Raw genomic sequence first — 13,852 nt, forward strand, 5'->3', positions numbered from 1 at the left:
AAAATATTTTTCAGACTGCCGGCCGGACGTTCCAAGGCTCTGCAGATGGGTCTCGTAATCGCGTTATCCGAGCGGCCAGAAAAGCGTCGATCGCTGCATTGACGGCCACGGGGTTCTCCCGCGCAGCAAGATGGCCAGTCTCCGGCAGCAGCACGAATTCGCTGCCGGCGATCGCATCGACCAGCCTTTGCGTCTGAGCGACATCGAAAATTCGATCCTCACTGCCCGCGATGACGAGGACCGGCACGTCACGGATCCGCCGCATCGTGGCGTGCAAATCTTCGCGGGCGAGCAATATGCCTTTGATGGCGAACGCGATCGACACGGGATCTTCCTGCATTATTCGGCCGAGGTAGGCCAGAAATTCAGGGTGACGAGCCTCGGCCGTTTGCCCGCCGAACCCTTGCCGTACGGCGGGCAGCAGCCAGTCAGGGGCGGTCTCGCAGTCTTCTAGCGCGTCGGCTATGCTGCTCATCTGCTCGATGAGTTCCGGCGTCGATGCAGAAGCGGTGCCATTGGTGATGACTGCTGCCTCTACGCGCTCCCGCAGATCTGCAGCTGCAACGCCTGCGACCAAAGATCCCCAAGAATTGCCGACGAGGATGCAGCATTTCACTTTGAGTGCGTCGAGTATCTCTTTCAGACACGCAACGGAATCCTCAACGGTAATCGGACGGCGCAACGCATCCGATCCGCCGATCCCCGGCGGATCGATAAGCACAATGCGATAGTCGGCCGCGAAGTGATCGAACTGATAACTCCACATGGAGGCGTCTAGCATAAGGCTCGGCCAGAAAACCATCGTGCGGCCGTCCTGACTGCCACCGGTACGAACGTTGATCTTGCCAAACGCAGTCAGGACTTTCCGCTCCTGTGTCTGTGTTTTCCAGTTATCGGTCGGTGGTAAGTACGTTAAATGACTTGTACTACTTATCGTTGAATTCAGCATTTGCAAATCTCACTCGGTCGCGACGACGTTGGCGAAAGCCGTTCAGACTTCCAAGGTTCGCAGCCCGCATAAAACACCAAAGACCTAGCAATTCCATCTGAACGACGGTAAGATGGAATCTTATGCAGCCATCTTAACTCCGTCAAGATGCTTTCCGATCAAAATTCATCCACTCCGACCAAATCGTCATATCACCACGGCGATCTGCGCTCGGCCCTGATCAAAACGGGCGAAGCGCTGCTTGAGGAGCAAGGTGTGGCCGGCTTTACGCTGGCCGAATGTGCGCGGCGAGCCGGCGTTTCTAAAGCCGCGCCCGCGCATCATTTTTCGAATATGAATGGCCTGTTGGCCGCGATTGCCAAGAAAGGCGTGGAAGAATTGGCAGAGCGCTTGGAAACGGCGCTGGCCGGGATCGAGGGCGGCCCTGCAGAGCGCTTACGCTGTGTCGCGCGTGTCTATGTCGATTTCGCATTGGACCGGCCGGAGCGCTTTCGAGTCATGTTCGGGCCGCCGCTGCCGGCCGACCAGCACGGCAAGACGCCGTCAGCCCCCAACGACTGCGCGCTGTATGTTCTGGAACGTGAAATCGCCGCTATTCAACTCGATGGGGCGAGCCAGCGCTCGATCGCGGTCTTCGTCTGGTCTTTCGTGCATGGCCTGTCGATGCTGCTTCTCGATCATCGACTCGTACGGCTGATGAAAAACGGAGAGTCCGACCGCAATAGCCTGATCGAGGACACAGTGCGGCTGCTGTCGTTTTCGCCTCTGGGCCAAAACTTGAATACTGCCAAAGCATCGTGAGGATTTACGGGGCAGTCGAGCTCTCGAAGATTCGGATCGCGTTGCATGTGAGTCCAGCGTCGAGCCGCTGAAAATGCGGCGTCACGAGGTCCAAGTGATTTTCAGCTTCTGTGGCACGAAGTTCGACGTTTTCCAAGAATGCTGGCATCGCCGAATGCCGTGGATTGCCTGACCAACCGGCCGGTCCTCCACTTCAAGTTTCATTCTGTTGGTCCGTTAGCGATTGAGTGCCAGACGTTGCGCTGCTAGCGGATTCTGTCGGCGAGCGCCGTCTTGACCGCAGTCGAGGCGTGAAAGGCCCCCAACTCCACGACGCTTTCGATGGTAGCGAGTGCGAGTTCCGGGGTGACGTCGCCAGCGATGCTGGCGTGATGCTGCACGGCTGGAACTGGTTCAAACCCGATGATCAGCATTGCGAACGCGGTGAACCGTCATTGATCGCAGGCATAACACGGGAAATTATCGCAGCCCACAACGTCGATCCTGAACGCGTGTACGTCGCAGGTCTGTCCGCGGGTGGCGCAATGGCGGCGATCATGATTGACACGTATCCCGAACTGTATGCGGCGGCGGGGGTGCATTCCGGTCTTCCGGCTCGATGCGCACACGATCTTCCATCCGCGCTCGCGGCGATGAAGGGCGGCAGGCGTTCCAGACAGGCGCGGCATGCCATGGACGCTGTCACTTCATCGCCGAAACGGCCAGTCATCGTCTTCCACGGATATGCGGACGCCGCTGTTCACATACAAAATGCCATGCAGCTTGTTCATGGTTTCGTCGCACGACCGCATGGCGGCCGCGAACAGCGTCGGAACGATACAGGTCGACGTGCCTGCACCGTATCCCAGCTGGTTTCAGCGGACGGTATCGATGCCGAACTGTGGACTATTCACGGAGGGCCGCACGCGTGGGCAGGCGGCAATGCGAGGGGCAGCTACACCGACCCCGTCGGTCCTGACGCAAGTGCGGAAACGCTGCGATTCTTTCTTGCGCACCCTCAGCGGCGATGAGCAGATGACGCGGGCCGCGAAATGGACCCGGGCTGTTATTGTCACCACGCCGATTGCTGAGCAAACCCGCCTCTGAACCGCTAAACGTGCAGACCGATCAAAAACTCACCGCGAGGATGCCCAGGCATGGCCCCCAGGGAGGGGCAGCGAGAACAGCAGGTTCGCCGCGATCAGTAGAATCTGTCGATAACGCTGCGGACCGACGAACCCAACATTGGCGCCGACCTTGCTGAATCGAAACCCCCCGATCCATGTGAAGCATTGCGAGAGTCCTTCCACTGCATCGCCGATACGAATCGGATGTGCTGGATGGGGACTGTCAGCCAACGTGGCGGCCCGCTTTCCCGCGCGGGGTAGCCATCTCGAACGATATGCGCAAATCTTTTCTTCGGTTGAAATCAATTCGTCGTTCTATCGTTCGCACCGGCCGGAAACCTATGCCCGATGGGCTGCAAGCGTACCCGATGCATTCCGGTTCTCTGTCAAGGTTCCGCGGAGGATTACGCACGAGCTCAGGTTGCGCGACGCGGATGCGCCCGTCAGCGATTTCGTGCAGGAGGTCACACCGTTGGGCAGAAAATTGGGGTGCCTGTTGCTGCAACTGCCACCCAGCCTGGCGTTCGATGAAGTCGCGACACGAGATTTTTTTACCCTGATGCGTAGCCTCACGGCAGCGCATATCGTCTGCGAACCGCGCCATGCCACATGGTTTACCGAGGAGGGCGCGCAAACACTGAAAAGCGCTGGGATCGCCTGCGTGCGCGCGCATCCTTCGCCAATCGCCGGCGTCGAACCGGTGGGTGATCCGGGGACGCTGTACGTCCGTCTGCATGGCTCGCCAGAGATCTATTATTCGGCATACGACGAGGCGTTCATCGAAGCGGTGGCTGCGCGGCTCTTGGAGGCTCGATCCTCTGCGTCCGAGGTCTGGTGTATTTTCGACAATACCGCGCGCGGCCAGGCGGTTCCTAACGCTCTAACACTGATGGAGAAGCTGGAGGGGGCCGCTTGCTGAGATAGCCCGTCGAGGAGATCCTGGCGCCCACGTCTCTTCAAGAGTCCATCAGGATGCCAAAGGTCGGTTGATAGACGACTGGGCCAAAAATGCCCGTGCGATCAGCCACGAGAGCGCTTACCTTTCCGAGACCCAGCTGCGTGATTCAGCCGCCGAATCCTGGCAGGCATCGCGGCCGACATGCGCCATCCAGCCTGAGAGCTGCGGCGCGCGTACAACGCGGCTCGATTCGCATGAACGAGGTGATTGATGACCTCCTCGTTTTCACCCGCGGACGGCTGGGTGACACGTCGCCAGTCAGCTTGGCCCCGCAGGACATGGGGCGCATCTGCAGCGATGCGCTTCGGCTGACAGGCGTCTCGCATACAAGTGCAAGGGAGAGCGATTGATCTGGAGGCCGGCCATTCGCGGTCAGAGCGAGAAGATGCTGCGGGATTTAGCCCCGCGTATCGATCCAGTCGCGCACAGCCACCCCGGTCGCGGCACCGCCATTAGAAAATATCTGCCGCGGTCGAACCGTTGGCCAAGCTCGGCGAAGCAGCGAAGGGAGGCAGCGAAACCATCCTGGTTGCAGGGGACGTTTTTCCGCGCGTCTGGTACTTCAAGCAATGCGCCTAGGCCACCAAAGCAGGTCACGGCGGCATAGGCGCTGAGTGGCAGATAAGGCATTTACCGCGGACGGCTAACGCCATAGTCTTTTAATTTAATGCTCGCTCGGCCGGAACGTTGGGTCGCTTTCTACGACCTCCTGGGTTGCGGACCAGTACGGCTTCCTGTTGTAGTAGCTGTAGGTTGTCTCTCCCCACTTCGCATCTGCCATCGCCGGCCAGTGGTCCTTGTCGAAGCCGGGATCGTCCTTGAGGCGCTGCGCCGCAATATCAACAAAAAAGCACTTCTGGTCCGTATCGAGAGTGAGCGCGCTCCACGGGATGGCGTGAAGGTTCGAACCCATGCCAAGGAAGCCGCCCTCGGAGAGCACTGCGTAGGCGATGCGACCGTTGCGGACATCGAGCATGATGTCTGAAATCTTCCCGACGTGTTCGCCGTCGGAAGACATCACCTTGGTGCCGTCGAGCGTCGCTGCAGCCATGACCTCCGGACCCGGGCCTTCGCCGACGCCTCCGCCGACGATGTTGGCTCCGCTTTGAGTGCCTTGCGGGTTGATTGAGCCCATCATTCACCTCCATCAAAAAATTGTGCTCTATTGGTGCGCAAGGCGCGTGCCCAAAGGAAGTTAGTATCTGTTTCGCAACCGAAGAAACGGTCGTCGAGGGGCTGGGACGAACGGTGAGATTTGTGCAGTTCAGGTCGTGCCAGCAGGCTCAGAATGCCTATCAATGTGAACGCGGCAAACGTTCGCGGCAACGACCAAGCCTGAGACCTCTATTGAGGTTTGTCATGTGTTGTAGAGGGGAATGGACCCGCGGAAATGACGAAGCAGTTCTTACGAAGCACACGCCAATCCATGCCAAAGAGCCGCGAGAAACGGGAGCCCACGAGCGGCCCGCTGCAAGGCAGGACGCTGCCCAGCGTCGGCCATGGCGACGGACAGACGCATAGTGGCCTTTTCGAGACATTACGCGCTGCCTACGGTCTGCTGTTGATTTCATGACCAGCTTGCATTGGCAACGGCGACTAGTCAGCGACAGAAGGCACGCGGCTTGCGGCGCCTCCTTCAAGTGAACCGCAGACGCTGACATGAGATATCTTCTTTTGAGTGAGCCATGAAACATCCAGCTAACACGTTTTTCGCTTCGGCTCTAGTGATGGCGCTGTCGGCAACTACATATGCACAAGGCGGCAGAGCAGAAGCGGCCGCAACATCCCATGGCGGCGCCGGTTGGATGAAGACCCCCAGTGGGAGGGAATCCGATTCACCGAATGTCATGGGCAGTGGAGCGGCCAGTGGCCCTGCGACGGTGCCTTCCAGGCGCGGCAAGGCCAATGGTCTGAATATGGGTACCCGTGACGGCGCGAACAGCGACGTCAATAAACCACGGAACAGCCCAAGGCAAGATGACCGGTAGCGATAACAGCGGGTTGCACGCGGCGTCAACATCGCGCGAGGCTGACGTCCACGCGACACAGCCCGCCTTTCGACTACGCAGCTAGCGATTCGCTGCCGCAATGCAAACTGACAGACTTGCCCCGACACCGGTCGCCGTACGTTGTTGCGCGGTCCATGTCGACCGCGTGATCGGGCCAAGCGACAAGCTAACAGCCCGTGGGAATTGATGCGTTGGCGGATCGCCAGCTACGCGACACAGCGCAAAACTGATGCGACGCTCCATGAAAGCAGAAGAAATGTCTACCCTCCTAAATATCCCGATGCATGGCGGTGATGCTCGACTGAACGTCAAAGTGGCGACCGTCCTCGTCGGCCATTCGCCGCGACCGTGATCGTAGGCAAGCACTGGCGCAACGAGTACGGCATCGCTCTCCGCTTCGCCCATCACTCGATAACTGCCCATCTCTATCTGGTATGGCACGCCCGACGCTTGCCGAACGCAGCCAGGCGAGAGCACCGTTTTACAGTCGCCGTTCCAGGTCCCAAGTTCGCCGTCGACATCATAGCGCTCCTGTCGCAGCCATCTTGTTTGCAACGGGCGGTGAGGCGACGTAGCCGGCAATCAGGTAATTGTAGCGACACCGTTCCATGCCAGCGAAAGATTAGTGCGGTGCGCACAGAAGCCGCCGAAAAGGCGGACTCCGTTTGCATTATCGGTTCGGTTGTCGCGATTCGATAGTTCCGTCTCAGCGACCGGAGGCCGACGAGCACAGATCACTCTCCGAGAATGGGAACATTGTTTGCTCAAGTGTCTCCGTCGGCGGTGGCACACTGCGCTCGCGCCTGGAAAGCCTCGAGTGCACGGGTCAATCTTCTGTCGTGGACGCGATCGCATATGAGCCTCATCGCCGCAGACTGTTACGCGTGTGGCCTTGATCGACGGCACTGGTAGGGCAGGGACGGTAGAAATGCAGAAGAACTTGGTGTGGGCTGACAACGCGAAGTCCGTTGTCACAGGCAAACGCCCCCACGGGACAGCGCTGATCGCGCTGGCGCTGGCAATATCGTCGGCATTGAGCGGCTGTAGCTCGTTGTACTCGGAAGGCGCGGTCGCGGGCGCCGGTATCGCGGGTGCCGCGGTCGCGGGCAAGGTCACCAGCAATGCGGCGGTCGCGACCGGTATCGGTCTTGGCGCGGTCGCCGCCGCGCGCGCCGGCGTGCAGTATTCGGAGCGCGTGGTCCACACGAATACGCAGAACAGCATCGCGCAGGCGGCCGGTCCGCTCGAAGTCGGGGCGGTCGCTCCCTGGAGCATCACCCACTCTTTCCCGATCGAAGACGACGAGCACGGTCGCGTGACCGTCAGCCGCCTGATCAGCACCGGCGCGCTCGACTGCAAGGAAATCGTTTTTTCCGTCGATCAGACCGCAACGCGCGACAAGCCCGCGAGCAGCGCGTTTTACATCGCATCGGTTTGCCGTGACGGTAAGGACTGGCGTTGGGCGTCGGCCGAACCCGCCACCGAGCGCTGGGGTGCGCTGCAATGAAATTGCGTTCGCCTGGCGTTCCGTGGGGTGATCGGCTTCGGCTCGTCGCGGCCGGCGCGCTATGCGTCGGCGCGAGCCTGCTGGCGAGCGGCTGCGCGTCGATCGGCGCCGCGAGCGGCGCGGCGGCGGGTGTCGCTTCGGGCATCGTGACCAGCAATCCGGCCGTCGCGCTCGGCGTCGGCGTGGCGGTGCAGGCCGCCACCGACGAAGCGGTCGCGCGCTACATGCGCAGCATGCACAAAGACCAGCAGGATCTGATGGCGGCGCTGGTCGGCACGATGCCGGTCGGCGAAACGAAACCATGGTCGGTCAAGCACACGTTGCCGATCGAGAACGGTCACGGCCAGGTGCGCGTGACGCGCGCGGTCAACTCGGCGCTCGCGCTGTGCAAAGACTTCGTGTTCTCGGTGCAGGACGGAGACGGCCCGAACGCGCCCGAGAGGTGGTTCACGGCCAGCGCGTGCCAGCAGGACAACGGCTGGAAGTGGGCGACGGCCGAGCCGGCAGTCGCACGCTGGGGCAACCTGCAATAAAAAAGCGGCGAGTGTTTCTCGCTGCTTCTTGCCTCCGTCATTAACGACGGCCGACCCCATCGTAAGCAGTTCCTGGAGGACGCAGTCCACCTTGCGCGCGCAGGGCAGCCCCCGATGACCAGGATGCAGTCCCGATGGGGCTGCGTCGTTGAGCACAGCCCCGCGTGATAGATCGCACGCTAGCAGGAGTGATTTAACGTCGCTCTGTACATCCGAGAAGCGGCGACGTCTTTCAATCAATGGTCACGCTAGAGCACACGGGTCGACAGCTCCCGCAAAGCGGAAGCGGGTGTGGATCGACGCTACCTTGCGGCGAACACCGAGACCCCGCCATTGACGAATCCATTTGCGGCGCAACTCGGGCATCCTGCTGGCGATGTCGCCGAAGAGTAGGGAACGAAAATCAGCCCTGTCGCCGGGTCGATTGCAACCGAATGCGCATTGTTACCAGTGTTCAGGCGAGTGACAACGCTGCGGGAACCGGCGTCGACAATGGTTAGTACTGGCGTACACGGCGATGCTGCCGAGCAGGCGCCATTCGTCGAGGCATTGCCGGAAGAAGTCCAACGGCTTGCCGCGTTGTAGTAGCGATTGGTGGACACATCGTATTCAAGCTGATCACCTCCACCCGCGTTGAGGGACGCCAGGAGCGCGCCGTTTGAACGATCGATAATCTGCATGAGCAACGGCGCGCCAGTCGTCCCTTCTCGGCAACCGACCGCAATATCGTTCCCAGGCCCGAGCGCCAACCCAGTAGGATCGCAGTTACCTTCCCCATACATCGCGACGCCCGCAAGGGTTGTATAGTTCTGCGTGCCGCCGTTTGGTATTGCCCGAACAGATGCTCCCGGCAGTTTTACGAGTTCACCATGAGGATTCGTCGTGCTGCCGTCTACGTTCACGTAGAAGTTGTCGCTCGTGGCGTCGTACCGGCAGGCTTCGAGTCCGGCAGTGGGTTTACCCGCGTTGTCAGTGAATGTGACCTTTGCCACGACGGTCTGAGTTGCCGTGTTGATGAATGTCGCGAAGGGCGGGTTCTCCTCCGGACTCGAGATCATGAACAGGCCATGCGTCGGATCCAGACAACCTTCATCTGCGCGCACGCCGGTTGTGCTGACCACTATCTTGCTTATCACTGCCCCTGCTGCAGGGTCGACGATCTTCACAGAATTCACGTCCCCCGCATAGATGAGGCTGCCGACAGGCGTCGCGCCGTCCGGACCGGCCTGCGAATTTGGACCGGGTCCAAGTCCCGTAAACGCGAGCGGACCGCTCCCCTGGATTGCCTTGACGAACGACTTCGACGGAATGTCGATCTGATCCAGCGAAGCGTTATTTCTGTCGGTAAAAAAGTAATGGCTACCGGAAACGACGCCGATATCAAACGAAAAGTTGACGCCGGTCTTGATGTTCGGCACGGCAATGTCCGATACATAATGCGGCCCGCTTGTAAGGTTGTCCCCGCCGCCACAGCCCGCAATAACGACCGCCACCGACGCAACCGCCATTGCATTTGCCAAAATGTACCTTCGCATCGCCCACCTCCTCTGATCGTTGAAATATGTCGAGCTTCGTCAATGCGTCCGCAACAGTGGAATCCGCCGCTACAGCATACGCTTTCCATTAAGTAGTCGTCCGTATCGTATTCACCAGGTATCAAACGTGATTTGCTTCAGTTTTTCATAAGGTTTCCGTCGAGCGTTGCCGCTGCCGCTACCCTGAACAAGGCGACTCCGCAATGCAGAGCGGAACTTTTAGCCATTCAATGTCGCGAAGTTCGCCATACCACCATGCTCGGGCTTCGCGTCAAAAACAGCTGACGAAAGGGTGCCCGTCGCGGCGAGATGCAATCGGTTAGCACCGGTTTGCACTTGAACACGTCGCTCAGCTAACTGCAGACTGATAAGACGCGCGCCGTCGGAGTCGATTCTGGAATGTGAGCTGAAGGATGCACCGGCCATTGTCCGGATCAAATCTTATGGGACAACGCCGCACGGGACGTAGCACAGCTGGCGACCATGGTTGACGGATGTCGGGTGGTGTTTTCGATGAACAAACTCCAGCCGTCGGTCGGTGCACTGCTTGGGGCTCAATTGTGCGGCATCTTCGCACTACTGGCCGTCGGCATCGGGTGTGCGAGCTAAAAGCGCTCCACGCGACGCGTCGGCCGACGCGCCACGAAGTCGAGTGAGGCATCAGGGCTGATGCTCCTTCTTCACGCGTGGTTGCATGCAGCATACCGCGGCGCTGGAAGTGCGCCTGTTTGTTCCGCCTTTCAAGTGCGTCATCTACCTCGATGCCAAGGTAGCGGACTGTACTTTCAAGTTTCGTGTTGCCGAGCAACAACTGGACAGCGCGGAGATTCTTCGTGCGACGATAGATCAACGACGCCTTGGTCCGGTGCATCGTATGCGCACCGTCAGCGGTGTCGTCGAGGCCCCAGCCGCGCATATTGTCGCGTTGACAAGTGAGGAGACTCGTGAATTCGGCTCGGGAACAGGAAGCCGGTTCCATGCAGCCCCGCGTGCCGTATCTATGCCATCACGCTGTCGCGGGTTTGCTCGGTAATCTCAAACTGTACCGGCCGTTGTGTCTTCTGCTGCATGATCGTCGCCCGGCTGGCGATGTGCTCCTCATGACAGACGTCTCGCACCCGGGATGCTCAAGCACACCAAAAAGGAAAACGGCATCCGCACCATCCAGGCGACGTGTGACGTCATCTCACGCTTGAACGACACCTTTGCCGAGCGGCTGCTGTCCTTTCGCCAGGACAACAACGAGCCGGCACCGACGTGCTCATGCTCACGACGATGAACAGTTCGAAGGAGCTTGAGTGGGACCAAGTCTGGATCACACGCTCCGAAGAGACCATCGTTCCGGTCCCAAATCAACCGAGCCAGAAGAGCGGCGACTGTTCTACGTAGCAATGACCCGCGCGCGACGCGACGATTAGCGATCGCAGTCCTGCCCGCCCCGCGAAAGTGACGATGCGACAAGATCGCGGCGCTTCTGTGTCCGCCGGGTGGGGTTTCTTTGTTCCAGCCGCCATGCGACACATACCGCGCCGATCGTCAACGGCGCGCCAATGAGCATCCCCATGCTCGGCTGCTCGTCCAGAAAAAGCCACCCTAGCACGACCGCCACCACAGGATTGACAAACGTGTACGTTGCGACCAACGTCGGTTGAACACGGTCGAGCAGCCACACGTACACCGAAAATGCAACGACAGTACCCGCTATCGTCAGGTAAGCCAACGCGACGAGCGAGGATCCTGAGATTCGATCCGGTCGGAAAAGCTGCGCTTCGCCGGCTCCTGCGCTCAGCGCTGCAAGCACGACGCCGCCTGAGAGCAGTTCAATCCCCGAAAGTCTCAGGCCTTGTTTCGTGCCGCCGAAGTTTTGCGCGGCGACGGTTGCGAGCGCCCACGAAAGACTCGAGCCTAACAGCGCGGCGAGCCAAAACGCGTCGATAGCCCCCGACGAAGAGGGAGCCCAGGCAATGACGCCTACCCCGGCAAAGCCCGCGCCGAGCGCGAGCCATACGGACCGCGAGGGCGCGCGTCGACCCGGTAGCAGGAAGCGCAGCAGGGCGATCCAGAACGGGATCGTGGCGAGCATGACCGCGGCAAGTCCGGACGGCACATGCCGCTGCGCGAGCGCCAATACTCCATGGCAACCTACGAAAAACAGGAGTCCGCAAACAATTGCCAGCAGCAGCGTTCGCGGCGTCAGCGGGTCGCGTTCGCGCAAGGCACCCCAAAGGAGCAGTATGGTCCCGCCGGCCAGACAGCGGATGCACATCAGCATCAGTGGCGGGAACGAGCGCAACGCGATGGCGACGCAAAGATACGTCGACCCCCAGACGACGTAGATGATTGAAAACGCGATGAGCAAGCGTACACGCATTGGCGCTTTCCACTAATACATAACCGGTTAACAGGTTAGACTACGGTCGGTATTTTGCAAGGAGTCGGCTATGAGCATGGTCAACACCGCGTCACAGGCGAGCAGCGCATTCGTCGTCACCGAGGACCCTTGCATACCGTTCGTGAATACGGTCGCATGGAGACTAACCGGGGAGCCTCAGGAGCGGCTCGAGTCCGCCCGCTCATTGCTGGTTGTGCTGAGGGAGCAGCGGCTGGTCGACGATGGCCTGCTGCGTGCGTACCGCGCCCAATGGAAGAGCGATCCCAGGGCGGCTGACAACGCATACCGGCTTGCGATCGAAGCCCGCGAGGCGATCTATGCCGCCCTCTACGGAGCCGCGAGGGAAAAGAAGACGCCGGCGGACCTGTCGTTGCTGTTTCGATTGCTCAGCGTCGACACGCCGGGCGCAACGCTGCTGCACAGAAACGGTAGGTACGTCTGGTCATGGGACGCGAACGCGTTGCGCGCCGCGGCGTTGATAAGGCCATTCGTCGTCTCGGCGTTGGGGCTCCTGACGGGGCCACGCGCGAAACGGATCAAGCAGTGCGAAGACGCGCGCGGCTGCGGATGGCTTTTCGTCGATGAGAGCCGTGCGCAAAACAGGCGCTGGTGTTCGATGGGGGATTGCGGCAATTGCGCGAAAGCAAGGCGTAACTACGCGCGGGGGCGTGAATCCTCCTGAGCGTCTACAACGATGGCATGCGTCGCAGGTATCTGTGAAGAAATGTGTTGCTCAAAACAATCGGCGGCTAGGGCGAAACGATTCCGGTGTGACGTGTCGTCTGGCATCGCCTGCCGGTTGATGAAGCGGCCGTCGCTGAGCATGCAGAAGCAGAGTCCGTTGAAGGCGGCTGGGCGAAGGTGACAAGAACGGGGTGAACGGCTTCTTCGAAAGGCAGAGTGGCCGTTCGCTTCCGCGAGAAGAAGGAGGCTGAGCTTCGCTAGGCCGGCGAGTTCGAATTCCGCCTTCGATCCCGTTGCCGGCGCTGGATATCAACGTCGAAGTCTATACACGGTTTTCCCTGCGTGTCGTGTCGGTGATCATCAAGTTCGACAAGGTGATGGATCAGTCGACCTCATGGTCTGGAACGGTATTCGTGACCAGATAACCTTGTCGGCGTAGGCGTCGTCACCGGACTTTCCAACGCAACGCGAGCGCAGTTCTGCCAACTTGTTTCCAGAGCTGACTATGGAGTTTTCAATGGATGCTTTCCGGCGACGCGGACGAATGCGTGCTGCCGGCCACGAGCGGCCCTTCGGCGCTTACTTTTGAATTCGTAACAAGTTAAAGGTCCGGCGCTGACCCGCCACTGACCGAGCGGGAAATCGGACCGGCCAATCATTGGCATCCTGATCGTGTGCGCTATCTATTCCGCTGTCGAGGCGTCTGCCGGATGATGGTGCGTCATGCTTGGATCGTGCCCTGCCATCGCGTCGTGGCCATGATCGAACAACTGGGCGTCGAACCATTCGTGCAGCGCCATGACGAGGCGAGGCTCGTCCGCGTGATATACGATTTTGCCTCCATCGGGCAAGTCGTGATAGTGGATCGTCAGTTCGCCCGGCTTCGCGGTACGTAGCACGGCTAGGCCCGGCATGTCGTTGCCGTGGATTAGCTCCGGCGCATTGAAATCTCCCTCCGAAAAATGCCGGGCGATCATGGCCAAGTGTCCGCGGATCATGGCGGCCTGCTTCGGATCATGATGCTTCGTGACGACCTGCTGGATTCCGCCGTCGGCCGTCTTCGTAAAGATGTGTGTGGTGGCCGCAAGGGAGAACGGCATCACCTCCGTGCCGTGTTGCTCCACTTCCCTCTGGCGTGCCGTAACGTCGGCGATAGCGGGCGACGAAAGAACAGCTATTCCGAGAAGGACCGCGGTCGAGACCGCGACAACAACCGCCGACGGGCGTGACATGAGTTGCTCCAATCGAAATAGAGAACGCATAGTCTAGCGTTCAATGTCCGTTTCCGGTATTGGCGAACGTCCCTTCGGGCTTGCAACCGGCCATAGCCCTTGCATTGGCGCGAAAGGCGGCGGTGGGTCGACATGACCCCGACGTA

At 60.0% G+C, this 13,852-nt stretch carries 10 protein-coding genes and 5 pseudogenes; 7 read left to right on the forward strand and 8 right to left on the reverse strand.

The window, feature by feature from the left end:
- Window positions 1-10: 10 nt before the first annotated feature.
- The gene (locus tag AB3X89_RS01510) at window positions 11-949 is read right to left on the reverse strand and encodes an alpha/beta fold hydrolase (protein ID WP_368581479.1); all 939 of its coding nucleotides are present in this window, start codon (window positions 947-949) and stop codon (window positions 11-13) included.
- A gap of 147 nt (window positions 950-1,096) precedes the next feature.
- Between AB3X89_RS01510 and AB3X89_RS01515 the strand changes: the two genes are divergently transcribed.
- On the forward strand, window positions 1,097-1,750 hold the full coding sequence (locus tag AB3X89_RS01515; protein WP_368581480.1) for a TetR/AcrR family transcriptional regulator: 654 nt from the start codon (window positions 1,097-1,099) through the stop codon (window positions 1,748-1,750).
- A gap of 245 nt (window positions 1,751-1,995) precedes the next feature.
- Here AB3X89_RS01515 and AB3X89_RS01520 read toward each other — a convergent pair.
- Window positions 1,996-2,118: pseudogene (locus AB3X89_RS01520) on the reverse strand (CopG family transcriptional regulator); the annotation flags it as partial.
- Window positions 2,119-2,133: 15 nt separating this feature from the next.
- Between AB3X89_RS01520 and AB3X89_RS01525 the strand changes: the two are divergent.
- Window positions 2,134-2,760: pseudogene (locus AB3X89_RS01525) on the forward strand (PHB depolymerase family esterase); the annotation flags it as partial.
- Between the two features lie 328 nt (window positions 2,761-3,088).
- The gene (locus tag AB3X89_RS01530; RefSeq protein WP_368581481.1) at window positions 3,089-3,775 is read left to right on the forward strand and encodes a DUF72 domain-containing protein; all 687 of its coding nucleotides are present in this window, start codon (window positions 3,089-3,091) and stop codon (window positions 3,773-3,775) included.
- Between the two features lie 703 nt (window positions 3,776-4,478).
- Here AB3X89_RS01530 and AB3X89_RS01535 read toward each other — a convergent pair.
- Together AB3X89_RS01535 and AB3X89_RS01540 are read right to left on the reverse strand one after the other, a co-directional pair.
- A complete protein-coding gene (locus AB3X89_RS01535; protein ID WP_368581687.1) occupies window positions 4,479-4,949 on the reverse strand; it encodes a PRC-barrel domain-containing protein in 471 nt (156 codons plus the stop codon).
- A 1,201-nt stretch (window positions 4,950-6,150) separates the two neighbouring features.
- Window positions 6,151-6,342 (reverse strand): annotated as a pseudogene (locus AB3X89_RS01540) (NADP-dependent glyceraldehyde-3-phosphate dehydrogenase); the annotation flags it as partial.
- Window positions 6,343-6,751: 409 nt separating this feature from the next.
- On the opposite strand from AB3X89_RS01540, the gene AB3X89_RS01545 reads away from it, so the two are divergent.
- Both AB3X89_RS01545 and AB3X89_RS01550 read left to right on the forward strand, forming a co-directional pair.
- Entirely contained in the window at window positions 6,752-7,330 is a 579-nt protein-coding gene (locus AB3X89_RS01545) for a hypothetical protein (protein ID WP_368581482.1), read from the forward strand.
- On the forward strand, window positions 7,327-7,863 hold the full coding sequence (locus AB3X89_RS01550; protein WP_368581483.1) for a hypothetical protein: 537 nt from the start codon (window positions 7,327-7,329) through the stop codon (window positions 7,861-7,863). Before AB3X89_RS01545 ends, AB3X89_RS01550 begins: the two co-directional genes overlap by 4 nt.
- A gap of 302 nt (window positions 7,864-8,165) precedes the next feature.
- Here the strand turns inward: AB3X89_RS01550 and AB3X89_RS01555 are convergent, their stop codons facing one another.
- Both AB3X89_RS01555 and AB3X89_RS01560 read right to left on the reverse strand, forming a co-directional pair.
- Window positions 8,166-9,398 (reverse strand): hypothetical protein, encoded by a 1,233-nt coding sequence (locus tag AB3X89_RS01555; RefSeq protein WP_368581484.1) that lies wholly within the window; start codon window positions 9,396-9,398, stop codon window positions 8,166-8,168.
- Window positions 9,399-10,137: 739 nt separating this feature from the next.
- A pseudogene (locus tag AB3X89_RS01560) lies at window positions 10,138-10,519 on the reverse strand (integrase); the annotation flags it as partial.
- 35 nt (window positions 10,520-10,554) lie between these two features.
- Here AB3X89_RS01560 and AB3X89_RS01565 point away from each other — a divergent pair.
- Window positions 10,555-10,804: pseudogene (locus AB3X89_RS01565) on the forward strand (3'-5' exonuclease); the annotation flags it as partial.
- An 8-nt stretch (window positions 10,805-10,812) separates the two neighbouring features.
- Here the strand turns inward: AB3X89_RS01565 and AB3X89_RS01570 are convergent.
- The gene (locus AB3X89_RS01570) at window positions 10,813-11,769 is read right to left on the reverse strand and encodes an EamA family transporter (RefSeq protein WP_368581485.1); all 957 of its coding nucleotides are present in this window, start codon (window positions 11,767-11,769) and stop codon (window positions 10,813-10,815) included.
- 70 nt (window positions 11,770-11,839) lie between these two features.
- On the opposite strand from AB3X89_RS01570, the gene AB3X89_RS01575 reads away from it, so the two are divergent.
- Complete coding sequence (locus tag AB3X89_RS01575; RefSeq protein WP_368581486.1) at window positions 11,840-12,472, forward strand: CGNR zinc finger domain-containing protein; 633 nt, start codon at window positions 11,840-11,842, stop codon at window positions 12,470-12,472.
- A gap of 685 nt (window positions 12,473-13,157) precedes the next feature.
- On the opposite strand, the gene AB3X89_RS01580 is transcribed toward AB3X89_RS01575, so the two are convergent.
- The gene (locus AB3X89_RS01580) at window positions 13,158-13,706 is read right to left on the reverse strand and encodes an aspartate carbamoyltransferase (RefSeq protein ID WP_368581487.1); all 549 of its coding nucleotides are present in this window, start codon (window positions 13,704-13,706) and stop codon (window positions 13,158-13,160) included.
- Window positions 13,707-13,852: the final 146 nt, after the last annotated feature.

The sequence above is a fragment of the Paraburkholderia sp. BR14320 genome (genome assembly GCF_040948665.1).
GTDB classification, from domain to species: Bacteria; Pseudomonadota; Gammaproteobacteria; order Burkholderiales; family Burkholderiaceae; genus Paraburkholderia; species Paraburkholderia youngii.

Bases quoted from the DNA above. Each gene is read 5' to 3' on its own strand.
- AB3X89_RS01510 (WP_368581479.1), bottom strand. From the start codon at position 949: ATGCTGAATTCAACGATAAGTAGTACAAGTCATTTAACGTACTTACCA.
- AB3X89_RS01515 (WP_368581480.1), top strand. From the start codon at position 1,097: ATGCTTTCCGATCAAAATTCATCCACTCCGACCAAATCGTCATATCAC.
- AB3X89_RS01535 (WP_368581687.1), bottom strand. From the start codon at position 4,949: ATGGGCTCAATCAACCCGCAAGGCACTCAAAGCGGAGCCAACATCGTC.
- AB3X89_RS01545 (WP_368581482.1), top strand. From the start codon at position 6,752: ATGCAGAAGAACTTGGTGTGGGCTGACAACGCGAAGTCCGTTGTCACA.
- AB3X89_RS01550 (WP_368581483.1), top strand. From the start codon at position 7,327: ATGAAATTGCGTTCGCCTGGCGTTCCGTGGGGTGATCGGCTTCGGCTC.
- AB3X89_RS01555 (WP_368581484.1), bottom strand. From the start codon at position 9,398: ATGCGAAGGTACATTTTGGCAAATGCAATGGCGGTTGCGTCGGTGGCG.
- AB3X89_RS01570 (WP_368581485.1), bottom strand. From the start codon at position 11,769: ATGCGTGTACGCTTGCTCATCGCGTTTTCAATCATCTACGTCGTCTGG.
- AB3X89_RS01575 (WP_368581486.1), top strand. From the start codon at position 11,840: ATGAGCATGGTCAACACCGCGTCACAGGCGAGCAGCGCATTCGTCGTC.
- AB3X89_RS01580 (WP_368581487.1), bottom strand. From the start codon at position 13,706: ATGTCACGCCCGTCGGCGGTTGTTGTCGCGGTCTCGACCGCGGTCCTT.